Annotated in this window: 21 protein-coding genes; 15 read left to right on the top strand and 6 right to left on the bottom strand. The window is 63.4% G+C overall.

The window, feature by feature from the left end; translation table 11 throughout:
* Nucleotides 1-200 precede the first annotated feature (200 nt).
* The 13 genes from D5S18_RS34220 (at nucleotide 201) to D5S18_RS34160 (ending at nucleotide 16,035) form a co-directional block, all read left to right on the top strand.
* Nucleotides 201-1,289 carry a MinD/ParA family ATP-binding protein gene (locus tag D5S18_RS34220; RefSeq protein ID WP_158608049.1) on the top strand — a complete coding sequence of 363 codons (1,089 nt, stop codon included), beginning with the start codon at nucleotides 201-203 and terminating at the stop codon, nucleotides 1,287-1,289.
* Nucleotides 1,290-1,323: 34 nt separating this feature from the next.
* Nucleotides 1,324-1,728, top strand: coding sequence for a hypothetical protein (locus tag D5S18_RS34215; protein ID WP_120045317.1), 405 nt, complete (start codon nucleotides 1,324-1,326; stop codon nucleotides 1,726-1,728).
* Nucleotides 1,729-1,759: 31 nt separating this feature from the next.
* Nucleotides 1,760-2,488, top strand: a complete 729-nt coding sequence (locus D5S18_RS34210; RefSeq protein WP_147404356.1) for a DUF8175 domain-containg protein — start codon at nucleotides 1,760-1,762, stop codon at nucleotides 2,486-2,488.
* A 15-nt stretch (nucleotides 2,489-2,503) separates the two neighbouring features.
* Nucleotides 2,504-4,597, top strand: a complete 2,094-nt coding sequence (locus D5S18_RS34205) for a hypothetical protein (RefSeq protein ID WP_147404354.1) — start codon at nucleotides 2,504-2,506, stop codon at nucleotides 4,595-4,597.
* Nucleotides 4,594-6,168, top strand: coding sequence for a hypothetical protein (locus tag D5S18_RS34200; protein WP_120045314.1), 1,575 nt, complete (start codon nucleotides 4,594-4,596; stop codon nucleotides 6,166-6,168). Before D5S18_RS34205 ends, D5S18_RS34200 begins: the two co-directional genes overlap by 4 nt.
* A gap of 143 nt (nucleotides 6,169-6,311) precedes the next feature.
* Entirely contained in the window at nucleotides 6,312-7,694 is a 1,383-nt protein-coding gene (locus tag D5S18_RS34195) for a putative type IV secretion/conjugal transfer ATPase (protein WP_147404352.1), read from the top strand.
* A 44-nt stretch (nucleotides 7,695-7,738) separates the two neighbouring features.
* The gene (locus D5S18_RS34190; RefSeq protein WP_147404350.1) at nucleotides 7,739-8,164 is read left to right on the top strand and encodes a hypothetical protein; all 426 of its coding nucleotides are present in this window, start codon (nucleotides 7,739-7,741) and stop codon (nucleotides 8,162-8,164) included.
* Nucleotides 8,165-8,184: 20 nt separating this feature from the next.
* Nucleotides 8,185-9,510 (top strand): type IV secretory system conjugative DNA transfer family protein, encoded by a 1,326-nt coding sequence (locus D5S18_RS34185; protein ID WP_158608048.1) that lies wholly within the window; start codon nucleotides 8,185-8,187, stop codon nucleotides 9,508-9,510.
* Nucleotides 9,511-9,531: 21 nt separating this feature from the next.
* Nucleotides 9,532-9,996 carry a hypothetical protein gene (locus D5S18_RS34180; RefSeq protein WP_120045310.1) on the top strand — a complete coding sequence of 155 codons (465 nt, stop codon included), beginning with the start codon at nucleotides 9,532-9,534 and terminating at the stop codon, nucleotides 9,994-9,996.
* 43 nt (nucleotides 9,997-10,039) lie between these two features.
* Nucleotides 10,040-11,548: a hypothetical protein gene (locus tag D5S18_RS34175; RefSeq protein ID WP_120045309.1), complete on the top strand. Its 1,509-nt coding sequence runs from the start codon at nucleotides 10,040-10,042 to the stop codon at nucleotides 11,546-11,548.
* Nucleotides 11,549-11,605: 57 nt separating this feature from the next.
* The gene (locus D5S18_RS34170) at nucleotides 11,606-12,841 is read left to right on the top strand and encodes a hypothetical protein (RefSeq protein WP_120045308.1); all 1,236 of its coding nucleotides are present in this window, start codon (nucleotides 11,606-11,608) and stop codon (nucleotides 12,839-12,841) included.
* A gap of 287 nt (nucleotides 12,842-13,128) precedes the next feature.
* The gene (locus tag D5S18_RS34165; RefSeq protein ID WP_147404348.1) at nucleotides 13,129-15,591 is read left to right on the top strand and encodes an ATP-binding protein; all 2,463 of its coding nucleotides are present in this window, start codon (nucleotides 13,129-13,131) and stop codon (nucleotides 15,589-15,591) included.
* Nucleotides 15,592-15,666: 75 nt separating this feature from the next.
* On the top strand, nucleotides 15,667-16,035 hold the full coding sequence (locus tag D5S18_RS34160) for a hypothetical protein (RefSeq protein ID WP_120045306.1): 369 nt from the start codon (nucleotides 15,667-15,669) through the stop codon (nucleotides 16,033-16,035).
* Nucleotides 16,036-16,240: 205 nt separating this feature from the next.
* On the opposite strand, the gene D5S18_RS34155 is transcribed toward D5S18_RS34160, so the two are convergent.
* The 6 genes from D5S18_RS34155 to D5S18_RS34660 all read right to left on the bottom strand — a co-directional run bounded on the left by D5S18_RS34155 (nucleotide 16,241) and on the right by D5S18_RS34660 (nucleotide 20,052).
* A complete protein-coding gene (locus D5S18_RS34155; protein ID WP_120045305.1) occupies nucleotides 16,241-16,714 on the bottom strand; it encodes an SLOG cluster 4 domain-containing protein in 474 nt (157 codons plus the stop codon).
* Nucleotides 16,715-16,906: 192 nt separating this feature from the next.
* A complete protein-coding gene (locus D5S18_RS34150) occupies nucleotides 16,907-17,941 on the bottom strand; it encodes a helix-turn-helix domain-containing protein (protein WP_345789830.1) in 1,035 nt (344 codons plus the stop codon).
* A gap of 266 nt (nucleotides 17,942-18,207) precedes the next feature.
* Nucleotides 18,208-18,369: a hypothetical protein gene (locus D5S18_RS35140; RefSeq protein WP_158608046.1), complete on the bottom strand. Its 162-nt coding sequence runs from the start codon at nucleotides 18,367-18,369 to the stop codon at nucleotides 18,208-18,210.
* Nucleotides 18,370-18,819: 450 nt separating this feature from the next.
* Complete coding sequence (locus D5S18_RS34145; protein ID WP_120045303.1) at nucleotides 18,820-19,461, bottom strand: hypothetical protein; 642 nt, start codon at nucleotides 19,459-19,461, stop codon at nucleotides 18,820-18,822.
* A gap of 66 nt (nucleotides 19,462-19,527) precedes the next feature.
* Nucleotides 19,528-19,797, bottom strand: a complete 270-nt coding sequence (locus tag D5S18_RS34140; RefSeq protein WP_120045302.1) for a hypothetical protein — start codon at nucleotides 19,795-19,797, stop codon at nucleotides 19,528-19,530.
* A 3-nt stretch (nucleotides 19,798-19,800) separates the two neighbouring features.
* The gene (locus D5S18_RS34660) at nucleotides 19,801-20,052 is read right to left on the bottom strand and encodes a hypothetical protein (RefSeq protein WP_147404344.1); all 252 of its coding nucleotides are present in this window, start codon (nucleotides 20,050-20,052) and stop codon (nucleotides 19,801-19,803) included.
* Between the two features lie 420 nt (nucleotides 20,053-20,472).
* Here D5S18_RS34660 and D5S18_RS34135 point away from each other — a divergent pair, with 420 nt between their 5' ends.
* Entirely contained in the window at nucleotides 20,473-21,753 is a 1,281-nt protein-coding gene (locus tag D5S18_RS34135) for a helix-turn-helix domain-containing protein (protein WP_158608045.1), read from the top strand.
* A complete protein-coding gene (locus D5S18_RS34130) occupies nucleotides 21,753-22,451 on the top strand; it encodes a creatininase family protein (RefSeq protein ID WP_239004188.1) in 699 nt (232 codons plus the stop codon). Before D5S18_RS34135 ends, D5S18_RS34130 begins: the two co-directional genes overlap by 1 nt.
* The last annotated feature ends 302 nt before the right edge of the window (nucleotides 22,452-22,753 follow it).

Below are 22,753 nucleotides of genomic sequence, written 5' to 3'. Positions count from 1 at the left end.
ACGAATACACCGCCGAGCGACCGGTCGACCTTCGTCGGCAGCGGCTGCGGCCACGGCCCCAACCGCCCGATGACGAGGTCGCCATGGCAAGCAGCGAAGTAGAGCAGGTTTCCGATCTGTACGGCGTGGGTCCCGCGAACCTGATACCGACCGAACCTGGCCCGCAAGATATCGCCGCGGTCCGCGAGGCGCGGCTGGCAATGCTGCTCGCTCCCGCGCCAGGAGTCGAGACCGATCCCGCCCAATGGGGGTGGCGCGGCAAACTCAATGCTCTCGGCTTGCGGGTACGTCCGAACCGCACGGGTATCGAGGTGTCGTATCGCCGGGCGGTGGAACGAATTCGACAGCCGCTTCCCGGTACGCCGCTGGTAGTGGTGGCAAACCCCAAGGGCGGCACCGGCGTTACCCCGACCGTTGTTCTGCTGTCAGCACTGTTCGGTCGGCACCGCGGCGGTCAAATCGTGGCATGGGACGCGAATGAGGCGTGCGGGACTCTCGCCGCGCGCGCCGCTAATTGCAGCAACTCCGACGGCGTTTGGGAAGTCCTCGGTCATGCCCGCGAGCTGTGCTCACCGAACAGCGATGCCTCGAGCCTGGCTCGATTTCTGCAACGGCAGCCGACTCTGGACGAAATCCTCGCATCGGATCAAACCCCCGGCGGGACGGCGATCGTCGGGCGAGACGAATGTGCCGCGCTGATGGCGGTGTTGCGGCGGCACCACGCCATGGTGATCGCGGATGTCGGCAATAACGAACGGGCGCAGGGATTCCGATGGGCAATCGGCAACGCGACCCAGTTGGTGATTCCCGTGATCGGTCACCGCGACGCAGTTGTGGCCGCGCTGCGTCTCCTGGATGGTGTGGCTGACGCCGGACACCAGCAACTCGCTGAAGACGCTGTTGTCGTGCTTGCCGAAGTGGGCGACATCCCAACAGCCGCTGCCGCGCTGGACAACGCTCGAGTCGCCGGAGTGCTGCGTGTTGCGTTCGATCCTGCGTTGGCGAGTGGCGAACGGATCGTGCTGTCACGGCTGCCACGCTCGACAATCCGGGCTTGGAGTGAGGTAGCCGCCACGGTCGCGGACAGTATCGCGCAGACCCTGGCGGACCGGAACGCACCTCTGGAAACCGCAGATGACATCGAATTCTCCTGGGCACCGAAGCAGTCGGAGCCAACGCAATTGCCGAGCCGTTTGCAGGCGTACGCGGTGCACACCGGCGGCTCCGCAAAAGGCAGTCAAGCCGCCAACCCAGCGGGGCATGTTCCGGATTGGCGACCTGGCTGGTGAATGACCAACGAATCGATCTCGAAGGAGGTTCGGTATGAGCATCAGAAGCGTTGTACCGCTGTCGATCAGGCCGTTGCGCGAGGGCTATGTCATTGCTGCGGCGGTGGTGATGGTGTCGTTGGTCGGAATCGGGCCTGCATGTGCTGAGGGCATCGAGAATCCACTGACAGGGGTGAGTCCCGATTTCGGATTGTTCGCCGGAGCGCTCGACGCATCGTGGAAGCGCGTCGTCGCGTTCGTTTGGGCGCTGGTGATCATCGGAAGTTCGGTGCGCGTGATTATCGGCGCGTTCAAGGTCAAACGAGCCCGCAGCCGTGGCTATGCCAATGATCTGGCCGAGGGCAGTGAAGAACTCCAGGACGCGCTGGTGTCGCTCGGGCTGGTCGGCCTCGCGTCACCGATCGTCGCCACCGTGCTGTTCGTCGTCGGCGGGCACTGAAGCTGCTGCGAGGCTGTGAGGAGGTCTATAGATGTCCAGGAGGAGAACGCATTTCGCTGAGCTGTCGCCGAACGTCGAGGCTGGGCACGAAGATCCGACGGAAGCAAAGCACACCCGCACACGGGTGCCTCGGTACCTACTGATCGCGGTCGGTGCCCTCGCGTCGTTCGTCGTTGCCGGATTGCTGACACTGAACTCCTGTGCCGGCACGAACGGCCCCGATGCCGGGGCCGGAACGACCGTGCGGGCTGCACACGGCCCAACCGGCATCCGCGATGGCGTGCCGACGGGCTACGCCCATGATCGCGAAGGCGCGGCGACGGCGGCGGTGAACATCGTGCAGGCGCTGACTCAAGCCGGTCAGGGGCGGATCCGAATGGATGCGGTGGCGGCAACCCTTTTGACACGGACTCCCGGCCCGCAGCTACGGAACTCGATGCAGATCGGTTCCGGGCGCGCGACAGGGCCGGTCGTCGTGAATCTGGTGCCTGCCGCAGTGAGTATCGGTGAATACGCAGGAACCTCGGCACGAGTGTCGGTGTGGGCGATGACCGTCTCGCGTGGCGCGATTGCCGACAGCGACCGGATTTCGCTGATCACCGCTTGGTCGACCCAAACACTCGACCTGGTGTGGGAAGACAACGACTGGAAGGCGAATGAGGTGTCGGGTCGCGCGGGACCGACACCGGAGAAGTCGGTCACCACGCCCAAGACCTCCGCACCATTCCAATCCGGCTATTTCAGCTTCTACATCAACTGAGCGGTGGTGAAACACATGGCCGATCGTCGCTCTCGTCTTGTCATAGTCCTGGCGGTGATGGCAATTCTTGCCGGCATCGCGGTGGGGAGAGCCGCTGCCGAACCGCCGCAACCGACTGCGCCCGCAGGAGCGCTTCCCAACGGATTCCCTGGAGACCTGCGCCAATTCGTAGGTGGTACCGAGGAATTCAAGTCCGGCCCGTGGTTCTCAGGGGATTGCGCGAAGCGCGGCGGCGATGTCGGTCGCTACATCAATGATGTCTTCGCCGCTGAAGACCGGCTGCTGTACTGGGCGGCCAGTGACAACGAGAAGAAGGGACTGCATAGCGGGGGAGCGCCAACCGGCTTGAGTGGTCGAGCCGATATCAGCGTTGAGCCGCCGAAGAGTTCGCTGCCTCGCGTCTTCCCGGCCGGCGCCGCTGCCTTCCATATGCCGTCTTCGACCTGCGCCGACGATCTCAAACGATGGACCAGCGCGGCGTGGAATCCGTGGGGGTTCGACTGGGCGAAGACGCCGGATCAGCAGTCGATGCGTGCCATCGCGCGACTCGGCGACGAATTCGCCGCAGTGCCTAGCAATGCCTGGACCGATCCGTGCGCGGTCGGTGGCCCCTACTGTGCGCACGCATACTTCGCCAATTGCGACCAAGCCGACGTCGCGACAGGAGACCAAACCCGCTGCCTGGAGTGGAATACCGCAGTCGGCCGACTCTACGAAGGCACCGCCCACTGGATCGAGCAGAACACCAGCTTCAGCGATCGTATCGGCGCGATCGTTCGCCAGGACGCGAACCTCCGGATCGGCGCGGCCGTGACAAAGGCTTTCGGCTGGCTATGGGACAAGGCGGCCACGGCTGCCAAGTTCATCGTGGATCCCCAGAGCGCTATCGACGACTGGGCGAATTCATCGAAAGACGGTGCGGTCGAACTGAGTTCGCGAGTACTCGACGGTTTGGCCGCGACCGGCCACTTCGACCCGACCGCACCGTGGTTTCTGCGTTGGTATGCGATCAGCACCGGAATCGGGGTGATGGTGATGGGCTTGATGACTCTGATGGCGTTGTGGCGGGCCGGATCTCGCGGCGAGACCATGAAATCCATTGGCGCCGACCTGGTCGGATACCTCCCGGCCGGTGTGCTGATGATGCTGTTCGCACCCTCCGTCGCCGCACTGCTTGTCCAGGTCGCGAGCGGCGCTGCGGATGCAATAGCCCGCACGGCCGGTCCGGATATGGGCCAGACGATTACCGACTTGCAGCACTTCACGGGTGAACTCACCGCCGCGACCCTGCCGGGTGGTGCCCTGATCGGACTTCTGCTGTTCTTGCTGCTGATCGTGTGCGCGCTCGCCGTGTACTTCGGCCTCCTGATGCACCAAGTCGCGCTCCCGTGCCTCGCTGTAGCGTGCGGAATCGGGTTCGGCATGTGGGTGCACCCCGGCTGGCGAAAGAAGGCGCTGAGGCCCGTTCTGCTTTTCATCGCGATCGTGGCCAGCAAACCGCTGCTGTTCTTGTTGTTGGCGACCATCACGGGCGTGATGGACAGCGGGCTCGCCGACCATTCCGCCGGGGCGGAGAAGCTCGGAGCCTTGGGGCGGTTGTGCCTGGTCGTGGTCGCGTTCGCCGTGGCGGGGCTGGCACCGTGGTCATTGCTGCGGTATGCGCCGCTACTGCCATCCCGATCCGACGCGGCAGGTTTCGGACAATCCAGTTCCCTTCTGGCCGGAGCCGTCGGTGGCGTGGGCACAGCGATGTGGTGGAGCGGTCGTGGAGGGGGCGGCCGTGGAAGCACGCAGCGCCCGCTCAACACTCACACAGATGGCGAAAGCGGCGGCATGCCCCGCGATCCGGGTTGGAGAACCAGCGGGAGCGAGGACGGTCGTTCGCCAACCGAAGCAAAGCTCGGAACAACTCTGGCTCGGAACACCGGCGGCGAGTCCTCGACGAAGCAGGGAATCGGCGCTGCCGGAGGAATTGCTCGTCGCGCAGCATCGGGCACGCTGTCCGCGAGCATGGCCGCGGTTCCGATCGCCGCGCAGGCCGCCAGCGGCGTGCTCAACAAGGCACGAAGCGTCGCCGAGTCCGCACCCGGTGAGGCGGAGTCGGAATGAGTACCGAGTCGCGTACCGCGATCCTGGGCGGCGAGATCGCTCGCCGTTCCTGGCTCGGACTCTCGCGTCCGGTCCTGCTGATTTGGGCGCTGGCACTCAGCGGCGCCGTGGCCATCTACGTCCTGGGCGGCGGACAGACCTGGGCGATCATCGCCGCGCTGGTTCTGCTGGTCGCGGTATTCGCGGCGACGATGGAATGGCATGACAAGCCGTCGTGGGCAGCGAGGCGCGCGCATTCGCTGCGCACTTGGGGCCGCAGGCGGCGGGGTGAGCATATCTACCGCAATCCGTGTGACCCGGCGTTCGGCGATCCGGAACGCGATCCCGGATGGGCCTTCCCACCGCCGCTGGGCAACATCGCGCCGTTATCGCTCGGCGGTACCGGTCTCGATGACATGTGGATCCTCCGCTGCGCCAATCCCGGTGAACGCGTCTACTTTTCGGTCCTCCTGGCGGTGGAAGGTGTCGCCGACGGACTGCGCGGCGACGCCGCCTATGCGGCATCTTCGGCCGCATTCGGTACCTTCCTCGCCCAGATGGCGCGCGCCAGCTCGCATGTGCGCGGGGTTCAGCTTCTGCACCGCAGCGTCCCGCACGACATGACTCCGCACATCCACTGGGCGCAGACGCGGGTAGCCCGATTGGCGGACGCGCGGCTGACACCCGCGGTGGAATCGTACGGTGCGCTGATAGACGTCACGGCACCAATGGCGGAGGAACACAGATCCTTTGTGGCGCTGCGGATTCCGCAGACGGAGGCCTTCATGAACGAGGTGGCCCGTGTCGCCCACATCAAGAACGCCACCACCATCGGTGCCATTGCCCAAGTCGTTCGTGACGAAACCGAAAGGGCGGCCCGGCTGCTCGTCCTCGCCGGAATGGGCCGCGTCGATGTGCTCGGGGAACGCCGCGCTTGCGCGGTCATCAGAGCTTTTCTCGATCCCGACAGCAAACTCGATCGTCATCGCGACGCGGGCTGGGATACGTGCTGGCCCAGCTACGTCGGTGGTCGGGACAGTATGGCGATCGGCCCCGATCGGGAGTGGCGAACCCGTGTCGGGTATCTGCGCCCGCAGGCTATCGAACCCGTTCCGCTGGGGCCGCTTTGGCTCGCCCCGCTGCTGACCGGAGTCGAAGCCGACCCTGGCGATGACGACATTCCGCCAATGCCGACCATCCGAACACTCAGTGTTCGAATAGATTTCGTTCCCGCACAGCGAGCTCGAACTGCGGCGAGAGGTGATAGCACGGCCGACCATGCTCGACGTGCCAAGGAAGTCCGCCGCGGCAAACTCGATGACGGCTCGACCGAGGTGTTGGCCGGAGCTTCCGAACGCCGCCGTCAGGACCTGATGCCGGGATCCGGCCACCACGGTGCCGTTTACACCGCATCCGTTGCCGTGACCGGCCGAAGCGAGGATGACCTCGACCGCGCCTGCCTGCGTGTGGTGGAAGCGGCGAACGAGTCTGCGATCACCGAAATCGACTGGGCCACAGACCAGCACGATGTTGCCGTCTTCACCACACTGCCGCTCGCTCGCGGACTGGCCGCGACACCACATACCCGATGAGGAGGTGAACCATGACCTACCGACGACATCGCACCGAACGGAAAGCCGGTCGAAATGGACCTCGAAACCTAGTTGAATTGTTCTGGCCTCCGAACAGAACTGCGAAGTCGCACTCGAACCCCGTTACCGGACCAATACACGAGGTGGCAGTCTCCCGGCGACCAGCACCGCGCCGCAGCCGTTGGTTGGACCGATACGGCTGGTACGAGCCTCGCCTCGAAGGAGCCTGGACGACGACGCGCCAGGCCGAGGCGTGGAATCTCGCTACCAACCGCCGCCGGACCCGGCAGGAAGGCGTGCTCGCCGGCCTCAACACCATGAGCCAGGAATTGGAAATCGTCGATGCCTTCGCCGCATACGGCGCCGAGACCTCCGGCATCAACGTGGTCGTCATCGGCGATATCGGGCGCGGCAAATCTTCATGGATCAAAACCGTATGCGTGTTGCGGCAATTGCTGGCGGACCGCCAAGTCGTCGTGCTCGACAAGAAGCCCCAAGCCGGCGTCGGCGAGTACACGCCACTGGCCGCCGCTTTGGGAGCCGAGAGCATCCGGTTCCGCATCGGCGGATCCGGTGCGTGTCTGAACCTGCTCGACTCTGCCATCAGCCATGGCGGCCACCATGAGCACGGACTCGAAGGCGTTGTGCCCGCAGGTCAGGAAGCGCTGGTGCTAGCCGTCCTGACCGACGCCATGGGCCGCCAGCTCGACGAGCGCGAAAAGGCTGCTGTCGGAGCAGCACTGACGGCTGTTAGCGGCGAAGCCCTGGTGGCCGGCCGGGATCCAGTACTTCGTGATCTCGCGATGCGACTGCTCGACCCGCAGGCGAAGGACGGATCCATATTCGGATCTCGATGGGCTGAGCGGTCGTTGGAATGGGGTGTCGAGCCGGGGCTGGCTCTGCTTCGGCTAGCCGACCGGGATTTGCGCGGGTTGGTCGATTCGCCGACCAGCCCTGCGGTGCGTGACGCCCTGGAAACTCATCCGCTGGTTCACTTCGATGTCAGCGCGCTGCCCACCGACGGTCCGGCTCTGCGCGTCGTGATGACGGCGGTCAACACCTGGCTGGCGAACCGGCTTGCAGCCAGGTCTTCGCGATACCAGCAGACCATCCTGGTGGTTGAGGAAGGATGGCATGTCGCCACCGGGTCCACCGGTGAGGTCTTCCGGACGAATCTGAAACTGTCTCGAGGGCTTGGTCTTTCCACCGTATCGGCCTTCCATCACCCGGCTGAGCTACCGCCGGATTCTCCTGCTCGTGCGTTGATGGCCGAAGCCTCCATCGTTGTGTTGTTCGGCCAGGCACGCGCTGACGATGCTGGCGAGGCGGTCCGGCTCTACCGCTTGCCCGCAGGGACGGAGGACACGCTGATGCGACTGGGACGGGGGCAATGCCTCGTCAAGATTGGATCACGAGATCCATTCCTTCTCAACCACATTCGTTCGCCGTGGGAGATGGATCTGACCGACACCGACGCGGCCGTCACCGGCGAGCACCCACCGGCGCAGCACGAGGCGCTGTCATGAACGCGCGTCGACGGACACCGACCCCAGCACGAAGCGAGCCGTTGTTGCCTGCGGGTCTAACACTGGCACTGCACGCGATCGGCGCGATCATTTCGGGCGTCTGGGGCGGCGGCGTGATCTCGGCGGCGCTCTCCTGGCACGGACTGTGCTTGATCAATCCAGCGGAATCGCTCTCGATCCTGGTGCGGCTGACGACCATGCCCACGAATCCCGCCGCAGCATGGCCGTCCGATCCGCGGCCCGGTCCGGCATGGCTGACGTGGTTGAGCATCGTCCTGGCCGCCATCGTGTGGTGCTCGATCGTCGGCATCCTGAGTGGCGTGCTCGACGGCCGCAACAGGCGTCATGACGGCATCGCCACTGTCACCGATCTGCGCCGGAGCGGGCTCGACGCCGGAACCGCGATCAGAAAAGCGGGTCACGAGTACCCGAAGCTTGTTGCCCGGTCACGGCGGAGGTCGAGACGATGAAAAGGTGGCGCTGCGGGCGCATGGCGTCGATAGACCCGTCGGAAGTCTCCGTCGACATCGGTGTCCTGGCCGATCAGCCACGAGACCAACACGTCTACCTGCAACACCGTGACGGCGTAATCGTCCACGGGCCAACAGGTTCCGGCAAAACCTGGCGAATAGCCTGCCAGCGGGTGTGGGACGCACCGGGATTCGTCGTCGCTACCACGACCAAAGCCGACTTGGTCGCAGCAACCTTCCTTCAGCGCTCGCGGCTCGGCACCGTCGAGGTCTTCGATCCGGAGGAACTGACCGGATGGCCGACGAGTATCCGATGGTCGATCCTCGCCGGTTGCACAGACCCCGACACCGCTATTCGTCGTGCCGACGCACTCGCGCGGGCAATGCCGCTGGAAGGAACCCGCAATGGGGCGTACTTCGAGCAGAAGGCTGCGACCTTGGTTCGCTGCTGTCTCCATGCCGCCGCGCTCGCCGACTACTCGATCCGCGAAGTGAGGATCTGGGTCTCGACACGCACCAACCACACCGCAGTGGACATCCTCAGCGAGGCGTTGCCGGACTGGGCCGGCGAACTGGACCAAATCCTTGGTTCCGCAAGCGAATCCACCGACGATGTGCTGGCGGCGGCTGCGCGACTCCTCGAACCTCTGGCCTCGCCGAAGCTGCTAGCCGCAGTGGATGTTCCGGTTGAGGAGTCGTTCGATGTCGAGCAGTTCGTGCTTACCGGCACCAACACCCTGTATCTGGTATCGAAAGGGACTTCGCGCAGCATGGCCCCTTTCGTGGCCGCGCTCGCCGCCGAAATTCACCACGTGGCCGACCGCGCATCGCAACGATTACCCGGTAAGCGCCTCGACCCGCCTGTGCGGCTAGTGCTGGACGAGATGAACAACGTGGCACCGATCCCCGACCTGCCGATGATCATGACCGACTCCGGCGGCAAGGGGATCACGGTCTGGGCCTTCGCCCATAACCAAGACCAATCCGAGTTGCGTTGGGGTACGGAAGGTGGCCGCGTTCTCACCCAATCCGCACCGGCCATGGTCGTGCTCCCCGGACTGCGCGGAGTGGACGAACTGACCGCTCTTTCGCGTCTGATCGGCGAACGTCGGGGCTGGGAAGCGACATTGCACGAAGCTAGTCGCAGCTACGCCCTCCACGACGAAACGGTATTGCGCACCGACGAGATTCGCGAATTGGCCAGCGACCAAGCACTTCTCATCTACCGGAACACTCCGGCGATGCTGCTGCGCCTGCCAAGCGTGTGGGACGTGCCGCACTGGCGTAGCGCGGTCGAGGCATCCATGGCCGAGTTCGACCGGATCGTCACTCGCCAGAACCGGTAGCACGAAAGAAAGGAGCTGACCGTGGATGACGAATATGGAGGGAGAGCGGCCGAGGAGACAGAGACTGTCGCTTCTCGATACGCGTGGCGTGAACTCTCGCTCAGCGATGCCGTCGCGCTGTGGAAGGAACTGGCCGAATGGGCCGACTGGCTCCGCCATCGATACCAGCTGGGCTCTCGCGTTCCCCCTTGCTGGTGGCAGCACGAAGTCGTCGTCGAAGAACTCACTGCGCTCATGGCCGCGCACACGGCGGCCTACAGCGTCCCGGCCGAGCAACGCGACCTCGCTCGGGAGGATATGGCGGCCTGGCACACCCAATGGCTCTGGCCAACAATCGAACGCCTGACCCGGATCAGCGACTTCTCCGCCTGTCGGCCGACCGGATGCCGGTATCAACGTCACCGGCAAACGACGCTCGACGGGCTCCGCGACCACATCGATCGAATCGCAACGCGAGGAGACCGCGCCACCGGAAACGGTTCGTGAGGGTGCCAGGTGGCGGCATATCCGGCTCCGAAGGAGGTGAGTTATGAATCTCGACAACGAATCTGCGGAAAGCGGGATAGACAAGATGAGACTCGATTTCGTGCGCTTCTACCACCTGTCTGTCGCAGCGGAGTTCGCCCGAAGCGATGGCGAACGCACCGCACTTCTCAAGGAGGCAGACCGGATCTCTACCCCATGGCGAGAAGTTCCCGGTGAAAGAACAATCGATTGGTGGTACCTGAGTGCCGCAGTCGGGGAATGGGCGCGCGATTCCGCAGGGATGCAGGGACATCTCGATGCGGTAGACGAAGGGCGGATCTACATCACGAATGACCAGCGGGCAAGCTTGGTACAGGCTAAACAACTCAACGCGGCTCGTGAAGCCGCCATCAGGCCAGCGGAATTCACCGATGAGCTGGCGATGCTCCCATATCGCGCGCGCATTAAGCCTGCCGAAGACACTGAAGCCATCGAGAAGCACACCACGAGTTGGTGGTTGGCGCGGGAATGGCTATCCGACATCTCCTGCGTGTATCCCGAACAGGTCGTGGATGTTGAAATCGCCTGGTACGACCAGCATTCCGGAGAGTGGCGGAATCTGATCGAAGGCTCTGGTGTTGGGACAGAGGATCTGCGCGTCGAACTGGCGGACCTCGATCGGCTGCTGGGAGGCAGAAGGACTCTCGACCCGAAGCCGTGGCTGAACGACCTGGTGAACGACGTGCTCTCTGACGAGTACCGCGCCGCGCTGGTTGAACAGAACAATCCCTGGGCATCGACAGAGCACCGGATCGAACATCGGCTGCACGCGGACGACCTACGTGATCAGATCCTCGAGTTCGCGGGCGTCGAGCATGCGGCAGACCATCTGGCCGACATCGATACCAGCGTGAAGGAGATGAATCACTTTGCGCTCGAGCCGCAAACAGGCACATGGGTAGACCAAATGTCCCGAACCGCGGAATACGCATTCCGTCAGTCGGAGCGGGAAGTGGTTCGAGTGAACTACCACCCTGACCCCACTCAGCCTGATTACGCAATACATGCGGGATACAGCAATGTCGACTCGGAAAATCCGTGGTACGCAGAGGAGCAAATCTCATGGAAGGCGGAAGGGAAGCGGTTGATCGAGATTCGACTGCTCGGTCGATTCAACGATTTGCCAGCCCTGGTTCAAGAGTTGCAAACGTACAGGATCGACGGGGTCGGCGCTGGTTCACAGTCGATTCCGGCGAGCATTTTGGATCGGTTGTCAAATTTCGACCGATACCTCATCGAGTGCGCCGATATGGCTGGGAATAGTAAAAGGCTCGCTGATGGAATACGAGCGCGCGCTCCATATGTCGTAGCGGCCCGTGGAGACAGCGTGCGTGGAACAAGAGTCGACGGATTGGGCGATGGTGGGGCCAATCAGAATGTCGAGAGCGGAGGTCGAACGATCGCTCAGGGACAACCCTCTGCCATCGCGCGAGGGGGCGAATCGGACCGTAGGCAACGGCTACGACGTAACCGGCCGTCATCAAGGCAGCGACCTGGCGGCCGCCACCTGTAGCCCGACAGCAGAGCAAGACACCAGGAAGGACACCGCGACGGAGGAGGGAAACCAAGAATGGCGAAACCAGACCCGGATCCGTCTATTCACGAGGCGATCCAAGCGATTCGCGAGTTGGTCGAGGCCCAGAACATGCGTGCGGCGAAGAACCAGATCCGCAACCTGCAATCGCGACTCGACGACCAAACCTGGCTGATGGTCACCGAGATCGCGAACACCCTGCGCTTCAAAACCCAGCCTGCGGCCGTCGCCCGGCTGCGCAGCCTCTGGCGCACCAACGAAACACACCGCGCGCTGATAGCAGCCTGTGTGCCGAAACCTGGTGAAAACCAGCATCTTCCGGACCTTGTACGCCAGAGGAAGCCACATCCGGACGAGATCCGGCCGAAAGCGGGCAACATCATCGAGTCGTATGAGGACGATTTGGACAAGTCCGAACGCGACGACCCGGGAACTCCCCGCCCCGAACTCATCGTCGACCGCCGCGACTACGACGAGAATATCCTCGACGAGGTCAGATTCGGCCTATGCGTTTCGTGCCGCCTCGAACGGGCAGCCATCGACCGGCATACGGACCGTGAGATCGCTGGCCGCGGCGATGACGGACTGTGCGGCGAATGCCGCTCGCTCGGCAGGCCCGGTATCCCAGAGCTGCCCGTCGGGCACGACAGATCCCAAGCCATCGAAGCGCGCCTTGACTTTCTGACAGAGCACTACGACACCCGATCGCCTGGCCTGTTCCGGCAGGAGTGGCGGCATGCCGACCGGGATGCTCGATCAGTGATCACAGAGTGGGTCAAAGATCACGTTGAGGTAGGCGCCGAGCCGCCGGCGCAGCGCGGGGTTGTCGTTGCTGAATCCAATGCTGAATGCGAGAAGTGCAGGGACCGGCGGCAATTGAGAGACGGACTGTGTGTCGACTGTCATCCCGCGTTCGCAGGTCGGCCCACCCCGGCGGGAAGCATCGAGCGTCGCCACCAAGCGGATGCGGTGGTGGCCTGGTTGCCCGGGGAGGTAGGCGCAAGCGATGGCGACAGTGAACCACGTGCTCTACGAAGCCGGATCGCGAGCCGCAATCAAGTTCAGGTCAGCATGCACATTCAGGATGCCGTCGATCCAGTCGTCGATGAGATAGTCGGAGTGATGACCCCGCCTGTTGGCGAAGCTTCTCAGCCCTCGCCCCAGCGCCGAGCATCCCGCTCGACTAGGGCTCAGGCCGCCATCAATGGCGGCGAGTCTCGCTTGCGCCGTATGCATCCGAATCAGCGGCCGGCGCGTGGGTTCAAGATGTGACCACCAGCGTGGCTGAGGCTGTTTGCCGAGCATGATCGTCGCCGGTGAAATCCCGCACTGCCCGTCGCTCGACTCGACATTGGCTCACGGTGGATCGAATGACGCGCCGAGCGGATAAACGGATCCCGTTGGGCGAGTTGTGGCTTCGCCAGGGCGGGGTCTCAGGGCTGTGGTGGGCTGGAGGTTGGCCGTGTTTGGCAGCAAGCCGATCCGGCTGTTGTTCGGCATTACCTGCCAAGGGCTTTCGATCCGACGCATAATCTTGGTGTGGATTCTTGGGGGGCTGGATGACCGCAGGCGAAGGCTCGGGAACCGGACGCGATCCGAGTGGTACTCGATCGGACCTGTCGGGGAGCGCTGCGGATGTGGTGCAGGCCAGAGACGTTGCTGGTGGGATTCATTTCCACTCCACCGGCCGCGAGGGCGCCAGCGGTGAATCTGCTCCTGTGCCTGCGCAACTGCCTGCCGATGTGCGGGGGTTCGTCAACCGCATTGCGGACATCGAGCATATGGACCGGGTACTGGAGCAGGAGGAGGGCAGCCCTGGACCCGCGGGGGTCTGTGTGGTCACAGGCACAGCGGGGGTCGGGAAGACCTCCCTCGCAGTGCACTGGGGACACCGAGTCCGCCATGAGTTCCCTGACGGCCAGCTGTATGTCAACCTCCGTGGATACGATCCCGGTGAACCGGTTTCTGCCGGCCAAGCGCTGGAACGATTTCTCATTGCTTTGGGGGTCGCGCCGGCAGCGCTGCCGACGGATCTGGAAACGCGCAGCGCATTGTTTCGTACGTTGCTCGCGCAGCGCAGGCTGTTGATCGTTCTCGACAATGCCGCGACGGTCAAGCAGGTTCGCCCGCTGCTGCCCGGTGCGGGACGATGCCTGGTTCTGGTCACCAGTCGATCGCGGCTGTCCGGGTTGGTTGCTCGTGACGGTGCCCATCGCCTCGACCTTGAGTTGTTCGACGAGCCTGCCGCGATCGAGCTGCTGTACGGAACTGTTGCTGGATACCGATCGGGCGACAGTGAGCACGAAATCGTCGAACTCGCACAGTTGTGCGCCCGGCTGCCGCTGGCTCTACGGATCGCCGCAGAGCGCGCCGCGGTTCGGCCGTACATGCCGATGGGTGAGCTGATCGAGAATCTGCGCGACGAATCTCACCTGTGGTCGGCGCTCTCGGTCGAGGACGATGACGAGGCTGACGCGGTCCGCACCGTGTTCGCGTGGTCCTACCGAGCTCTTCCGCCTCAGGTCGCGCGCATGTTTCGGCTGCTCGGACTGCATCCTGGCCCTGAGTTCTCGCTCCACGCCGCTGCGGCCCTCGCTGCTGTCCCCGTTCGTGAGGTGAGCCAGCTACTGGATGCGCTTGTCGGCGCGCATTTGCTTGAGCAGATCGGCCGCGACCGTTACCAGTTCCACGACCTGCTGCGTGCTTACTCGACGGATCAGGGACGACACTGCGATAGCGCCGAGGATCGCGACGCCGCCTTGGAACGCGTCCTGGCCTGGTATGTGCATACTCTCGACAAGTGCTTGAACGAACTACCAATTCCCATTCTCGAACCGGTCCAAGACATCGAGCTCGATAGCCTTCCGGCTGGGGTCCAGCCGCTCGTATTCGCCGATCCTGATTCCGCAGCGGTCTGGTTCGATGTCGAGCGCACCAATTTCGTCGCGTGTGTTCGCTTGGCTGTCAAGACCAGCAACGACCGGGTGGCGTGGCAGATCCCGATCCTTCTCCGGGGGCCGTTTCCGCCAATCAATGCTGTCGACGACTGGTTCGCAACTACTGAACTCGGGCTCGTCGCCGCGAGGCGACTCGGCGAGACTGCTGCTGAGGCCATCCTTTTGGATTCGATGACAATGGCATACCGGCAAGCGCATCATTTGGACAAAGCGGAAGAAACGGGCCGGAAGGCTCTCGAAATGTTCCGGCGGATCGGTCATCCGCAGGGCGAAGCGCTGAGCCTGAATCAGCTCGCGCTGGTCAACTCTGCCGCTCGGCGCCTTACTCTCGCGCACAGCTACCTCAACGAAGCTGAAGTACTCGCTGAACGACACAACTACACGTACATTCTTATATGTGTTGCGACAAACCGTCCTGTAATCTACCGCGCCGCGGGTCGATATCAGGAAGCCTATGACGATGCTATTTCAGCACTCGACCTAATCCGTCGCTCGGGTAGTCGCATAGATGAGGTTGATCTATCGATAGAAATCATGCGAGCTGCCCACGGATTGGGTCGATATGACGAAGCCGCATACTGGGCAGAGGCGACACTTCCGATGTCGCCAACGAAACTATATGACGGGGTTATTCTCCTCCAGTACGGCAATATTCAGAGAGATCGGGGCGATCCTGAGTTAGCTCTCGCTACCTATCATCGTGCCGCAGTAATTCTACAGCAACTCGGCAGTCATCATCGGGAAGCGGAGACGCTCGACGCTACAGGCAGTGCCTACGCAATGCTCGGACGGCTCGAGGAAGCGGCGCACTTCTATGTCGAAGCGGCCAATTTGTACCGGCGTATCGTCAGCAATTGGGGTATTGCGGTCGCGCTACATCATCTCGCTCAGGCGTCGTTCGATCTAGGAAGAAGCGATTCTGCAAAACGTTATTGGAATGAATCGCTCGCATCATTGAGTGAATTCGACGACCCCGCTGCCGAAACGTTGCGCGAGTCGATCGATCGGTCATTGCGACAGCTCTCTACGTCGAATCGAGAATCGGATCGGTCGGATGGCATCTGAATTCACGATTGCATTGCAATCGAGTTTAATCGGAAGCCTCGAACAATATTGGAGCAGAAAATGGATCCTATTTCTATGAGTGTGTTGCTCGGGTTGATCGTGAAAGCGGCCGCCGGGGAGGCTGGTAAGAATGCATGGAAAGGGCTGGCTCAATTGGCGCGGCGAGCGTTTGGCGAAAATGAACAGGCCGAGCGTGCACTACAGCGAGCCCAAGACGACCCCGACGGCGCAGTCGATCTGGCCGGGCAACTGATCGGCAGTGCTGCTACCGATCCCGACCTTGCCGACCTCATCCGTACATGGATCGGTCGCACCCAGCATGCCGCCACCGACGAGGCCGTGATCAACACGATCAGCGGCCAGGCCCAAATACACGGCCACGCGGTACAGGCACGCGATATCGGCAGCGTTCAGCTCGGTGGTCGCGACAACCCTGCCGGATAGATTCCCATGCCGACACTGTTGCCGGGGTGTATGCGGGCGTCTGTATTGGGGCGGGAAGCGCGGATCCGAGCCACTTCAAGGCTGGATCCAGGTGGCTGTACGGCACATTGGTGAAAATCTTCCTCAGACAAATACCTAGGAACCGGATTCCAGCATCTCCGAAAAAGCGCTACGGCACATCCCGATGTCGGCGGTGTCCCTGCGCTCAATGATGTTCGGATAGAGCGAGTTCGACTGCGGCTGAAGGTGTTTCTGCCGTGGAGATGGGAATGGGGGTGCCGGTTTCGTCATGGATGGTCCAGCCGCCGAGGGAGATGACCGGAATGCCGCCGCGTCGGTGGGCGAGGGCGAGTTCGCTGAGTGTGCCCCAGGATCCGCCGACGACGATGACGGCGTCGGCGGATTCGATGAGGATGGAGTTTCGTGCTTCGCCCATGTTGGTGTAGATGACCGCGGTCAGGCCGGGGCAGATCGCGGTGCGGTCGGTGTCGGGGCGGATGCCGATGACGAGTCCGCCTGCGGTGAAGGCGCCGTCGGCGGCTGCGGCCATGACGCCGGTGCCGCCTCCGCAGAGGAGGGTTGCTCCGGCTTGGGCGAGGAGTTTGCCGACTTCGCGGGCGTGGGTGTCGAGGAGGTCGGTGGTTGCTCGGGGTCCGCAGACGGCTACTTGGATTGGCATGGAGGTTATTGTCCTTTCCCCGATCCGGCGGTGTAGGAGGTGAAGACGCGCAAGCGGTCGCGGAGGTCTTTGGCTGCACTGGTATTCGGTCCGTGGATAGTGGCGAGCAGGCGGCCGACTGGTGCACGCGTTCGATGATGGGCGGTGCGTGGTTCCACGTTCAGGGTCAGGACGCTTCTGTTTGCTCGACTTTCAAATGACCTCGTTTGTCGGTGAACTTCGACGCCCGGAGCCGGGCGGGAGAGACGGCAGCGCCGGAATCCACTGCACCGGCGTCGCGTCGGTATCCGGGTAGTGGATCGGCGCGGCGCCGGACGGTGTGACCTCTCCTGCCCACTGGCGGGCATCTGGCACCGGCACGTCATGATGTGCGTCGTCGAGGCGAGCTGCTGCGTCGAGAAGGATCCACTGGGTCTCGGTCGGGCCGATCGCGGTAGCGCGCATTGCGGTGGCCAGTGCGCGATGCTGCTCGATGTATTGCGGGTTGTCCGAATACAGATCGCCCGCCCCACAGGAGAACACGACAACCGGCACGTCGGTGCGTGATTCCAGGAGGGTGAACGGGGTCGGCACGCGACCGGCGACGGCACCGGCCGTGTAGGGACACAGACGCACCGTGACGTTGGGCCAGCGCACGGCCGACGCGACCATCCGCAGTTGGGCGGCGGTGACAGCGGCGTCGCCGATGATCCGGTACAGCACCGACTCGTCGAGCAGGAGATCCAGCTGGACCGGGTTGATGCTGCGGGTGAGCAGTGTTCCGCGCGTGGACATTTCGGCAATGGCGCGGGTGAGGGTTTCAGCCGAATCGTCGCGGCCGGCTATCAATGCTCGGTGATATTCCGGGGTCCGGAGCAGTTCCGGCACGAGATCGTGACAGATGACGATCCGGTGGGCGCGTTCCTCGAGTTGCGCACACAGGTCGAAGTGGGCGTTGGATACGCCGTCGAGGACGACGGGATCGCTCCCGGTGCAAGCGTGGTCGACGACCGCGATAATGCTCTTGATCTCAGATCTGTGGAGTCCGTAGAACTCACACAAGGCTCGTACCTTGTGCCGGCACGGGCGTTGGATGTCGCCGACCTCCAACCGCTGTATCGCCGACTGCGTGATCGAGGTCTGCTCCGCAGTCACGGCAAGCGACCGCCAGCGGAAACTGTTGCGCCGCTCGCGCAAATAGATGCCGAGGTGTCGGTGCAGCAGGGTCGACTTGTATACCGATGACATCGGGTGTCGTGGCTCGCTTTCGATGCTGGGCAGGAAGGGCAGAATTCGCGGTGCGGTGAGCGGGGCGTAACTCGCGCCCGGGTTCGCGGTGACGAGGGGAACCACACGACAAGTCCGCATGGTTGGGGTTGTTCGCCGTAGCGGTACACGCGTTGCAGGATGTTCGGCCGGAGCCGGTATGTTCCCCGGTCCGCCCAATGCGGGTCGACCTCAATCGCAGCGGTGCTGGTCGGGGATTGCGGGTGCCGGCTACATGGTCCGGGCCGCTACTGATCCTCGGTCGGATCGACTGCGTCGTTGGGCTGCCCGGTCGCTTCGTTTTGCCAGTCGGTGAAATCCCGGATGGCGTCGACGACGGTGATCACCGCCAGTCCCAGGATGATCCCGCGTGCCAGGGTGCCGAGCCTCGTCAAGGTGTGGTTGTTCACTGTTGTTGTTTCCCAATCTGTTTCGATGCCGGTCGAGCGAGTCTCGACGGTGTGAGAGTGTGGCTTGACGGTGTGGTAGGTATGGGTGCTGGGGTTGAGTCAGCGGCGGGGCTGGGAACCCCGGGGCGGGGGTCCTACCGGAGGCGAATAATTTGCCGGACCAGGGAATTTCTCTTCGCGCCACGCCCGCCGGCTGTTGGACGAGACGAAGCTGCGCGGGTCGTTTTTGGGGGTGTCTCCCGAGATTCGTAGGAACCGGCGGCTTCCTCGTGCCTCGCCGGGTGCCGGCGGTGTGTGCCACATCGAGGTCCACTGGATGAGGCAAGCTGTGGACGATCACCCTGGGCTGATACGGGCGGGGGATGGCGTGCCGACCTCACCAGCCCAGGGGTTTCGTCGCCCTCCACACGGGCAAGTCGAATCGTGTGCGGAGGGACGCCTGTTCATTTGCTATTTCGGCTCTCGGATCGGAAAGCGCCGAGCGCGCCGGAAGTCCACCGCCGCGAGGACCGCTGTCCCCGAGGGCAGATATGCGTCGCGGGGTTGACGCAGCCAGGTCCGTAGTCGAGAGTGCCCGGTACCGGGTGTGGGAAGCGCGATCTGCGCGCCCGCGCGAGCGATCGACACACTGTGCCGGAACATCCCGGCGTAGATTTCTATCCGGTCAGGGATATCTGGTTCCACCAGCAGGACCCACTGCCCGTCGCGCAGTTCGATGACAGGTCCCAACTGTATCCCTCCGTCGCGGAGGTGGGTTTCGACCAGGGCGCCGAGAGGGGCAGGCATCCTGACGGATCCGACCCCCGCGCCCGCCGTGACATAGACCAGATCGAGCTCGGGACGCACTGCGGCGTCGAATCCGCATGTCTCCCGATAGAACTCGCACCACCTGGCAACGTCGGCGCTACGGCGATCGGTTACGGGTGCCGTGCCGCCGATCTCGGTTGCAAGTTCGTCGACATCCGCGGTGGTGTGACGCATCTCGAGCAGTGCTCGTAGCTGGCGAATTTGCTCGGTGAACGCGGCGTCGATCGCTGCCAGGCCGGTCAGCGGTGCGCCGGGCGTCTCAAGGTCGTGGAGAGGAATGATCACAATCGCCTCCCGTCCGATAATTGTGGTGGGCAAGGGATTCCGAGTGTTGTAGGCGAGTTCCGAAAGTCAGCCGTAGAGCATCCGGTGCAGCTCCGGTGTTGGTTCGCAGCGTCCAGCGAGGATGAGCGTGCGCCAAGCTTCCCGTACGCACTCACACTCCACCGGCGAGCACCGGAGATGCTGCTGAGTCGCGCAATGCGCGCCCGCGATCGTGAACCCGCCGGCAGGGGCGGGATGATCCACGCCCGTGGAGCAGTCGCTGCCGAGCACGGGCACCATGAGTCCGGCGAGCAACACCACCAGACCGAACGCGACGAGCACCTGGCCGGCCGTCATCGCCTACTCGTCCTGAAGCTCGCAGGTCTCGTAAGCCAGTGCCGCCAGCCATAGCAGGCAATTCGGGCCATGGTCGATGTGATTCGCGTACACCGCTTCGGCTTCGGCTGTGCATTTGAACCCTGTGACGTCAGCGGCGCAGTCGGCCGCCGCCCACAAACCGTGAAAACCGAGACTGACCTCGGTGCTGATCCCAGGGGATCGACCGATCGGGTGGTCAGCAGTCGTTGCAGTTGCCGCTGGCGACACGTTCATCAGTAGGTAACCTTTCAACTGCGCGTTGCCCGTTGGAATGCTCGGTCCTCTGGGGCGAGGGGTGTGCAGACGGGACCGAGGGGGTCTGTGCGTCCGTCTCGAGGGCTCATTCAGGCCGGGAGAGGTCATCGGTGAATCCGGAAATTTGTGATTGCCCGATGAAAATACGGTCGGGCCGAGACGAACTTGCGCTGGTGAGAGGCATAATTTTTATGCGCGGGACGCATATTCGTGGCCCCCGTGTGGGGGGCGGAATAGCCTGTACCCATCGGCGGGCAGAGAGAACAGTGAGGGCAACAGCCCATGTCGCAGCACACGAGGCGGGTATGCGTGGCGTGCGGGGCACAACTGGCCCGTACGAACCGGGATACCCATTGCCATCCTTGCGGCAGAAGGCGTGATCGCGCGCCCAAATTGCCGATGAAGGAGTGGCGGACAGGTGCGCTGTTCGACGCACTGGCTGCGAAAGACATGGCCCAAGTCGTGTGGGCGTATCGGCATCACCGAGCCCATGGACGTAGGCCGCTGACGCAGGCCGACATGGCACGGTGGCTCGGGATAACTCAGGGTCAGTTGAGTCGTATCGAGAATGGCCGCAACCGGATTCGCTCTCTCGATACCCTTACCCACTACGCCCGGTGCCTTCAAATTCCGCATGCGCTCTGTTGGTTCGACATCGATGAACCGGACACCGCGCCGGTAGCTCCGACAGAGCCGGTGCAGGTCCGGTTGCCCGGTGGCAGGCGTATTCCCGCCGCGACGATGCCTTCGCTTCCAGCCCAGGCCGAGTCGTTGCTCACCACCCTCGACCAGTACGTGGTCACTGACATGCTGAGCGGCCCACACCCATTGTTGCCTGTGGTGGAACACCAGTTGTGGTTCATCGATCGGCTGATCGCGGGAAGTCGGGGATCCGGTCGTCAGCGTCTGCTGTACGTGTCGGCGCGGTACGCCGAGTTCATGGGTTGGCTCCGCCACGACGAGGGTGATCTGCACGCCGCGTTGCATTGGTCCAACGCGGCGTTCGATCTGGTCAAGGAACTCGGCGATACTCGGTTTCTGTCGTACGTGCAGATGCGTAAAAGCAACATCGCCAGCGACATTCGCAAACCGGATCTCGCGATCGTGTTCGCCAAAGAAGCGCTATCCAACCTGTCGTTGACTCCCCGACAACGCGCCGTTGCATTGCGGCAGCTTGCGCACGGCTACGCCATGCTGGGTGAACAGGAGGCATGCGTCAGAGCTTTGGATCAGGCGCACGCTGCCGCCGACGAAGGAGAGAACGATCCGGGCGATATGTCTGGCTATTGCACCCCTGAGTACATCGCTATGGAAGCCGCGCATTGCTGGGTGCAGCTCGGGCGGCCGGAGGCCGCTCTCGACGACCTTCAACACGGACTGGAGAACTGGAAGCCCGGCAACCGCCGTGACCTCGGGGTCGGTCTGGCGCGGCTGGCTGCGGCCTACGCCGGATTGGGCCAGCCTGACGAAGCCAACGAGGTGGCCGGCCACGCCCTGGTGATCGTCGCCGAAACTCGCTCGAGTCGCACCATTCAGCAGCTCCATCAAGTGACCGAAAAGCTCACCCAGACAGGACATCTCAGCCACGCTCGCGAGCTCGACCACGCACTTCGCCGCACACTGCGCCGGCCTGAAGCGGCGGCGCCGATGAAGACTAGGAGAACGTCAGAGTGGAATTGATGAGCACCGCAACCTCAGCGGATGAAGCCCGCCGTGCGGCGACCGTGGCGGTCCTGCCGGTCGGCAGCTTCGAACAACACGGCGCGCATTTGCCGTTGATCACCGACACCGCGGTCGCCTGCCTCATCGCACAGCGACTATCCGACGCCTACGGACTGTTTCTCCTACCCCCGATCACCATCTCCTGCTCTCATGAGCACGAGGGGTTCGCCGGAACCGTGAGCATCGGTGCCGCCACTCTCATCGCGGTGATCGAGGACATCCGGGCCTCGCTGGCGCGCTCCGGCATCAACAAACTGGCGCTCGTCAACGGCCACGGCGGCAACTACGTTCTGTCGAATATCACCCTCCAGGCCAACACTGAAACCCGGAGTGTCGCACTCTTCCCCGGCCGAGAAGAATGGAATACGGCTCGCGAGCGCGCGGGGATGGCGACCACCGCCCACGCCGACATGCACGGTGGCGAACTGGAAACCTCGATTCTGCTCTACGCCAAGCCGGACCTCGTCGGCGACCATTGGCGTGAAGCAGACCACGACGCAGACGATCGGCCCCACCTCCTGCTCACCGGCATGGCTGCATACACCGCCAGCGGCATCATTGGTCGTCCCTCGCAGGCGACCGCCGCCAAAGGCGAAGCAGTGCTCGAAAGCTTGGTCGAGACCTTCGCCGACCACCTGAAAATCCTCATGGAATGAGGTGGACTCCTGACAGGGGCACTGTAAGAAAGACGGCTCTGTCCCACATCGTGGTGTACGCCTGGCAGACCGGCAAGGCCCTGCCCAGCGACACCCCTGCTGCCCTGGTGGACACGGACCACGCTCTGAACACCTCCACCCTACGATCCGGTCAACAACCGCACCATCAGGGCGAGATGCGAGCGGCACCTGCGGCGAATTGTGTTCACGCGATGTCCGAGCTGATCGGCCTGGTCAGGTCCCGCAGAGCGTCGTCGTATTGGTTGCGGTCGAACCGGAATGGACCGAACGCGCTGTAGTCG

It is taken from the genome of Nocardia panacis, from assembly GCF_003598715.1.
Classification (GTDB): domain Bacteria; phylum Actinomycetota; class Actinomycetes; order Mycobacteriales; family Mycobacteriaceae; genus Nocardia; species Nocardia panacis.
This window is presented reverse-complemented; position numbering and strand designations above follow the sequence as displayed.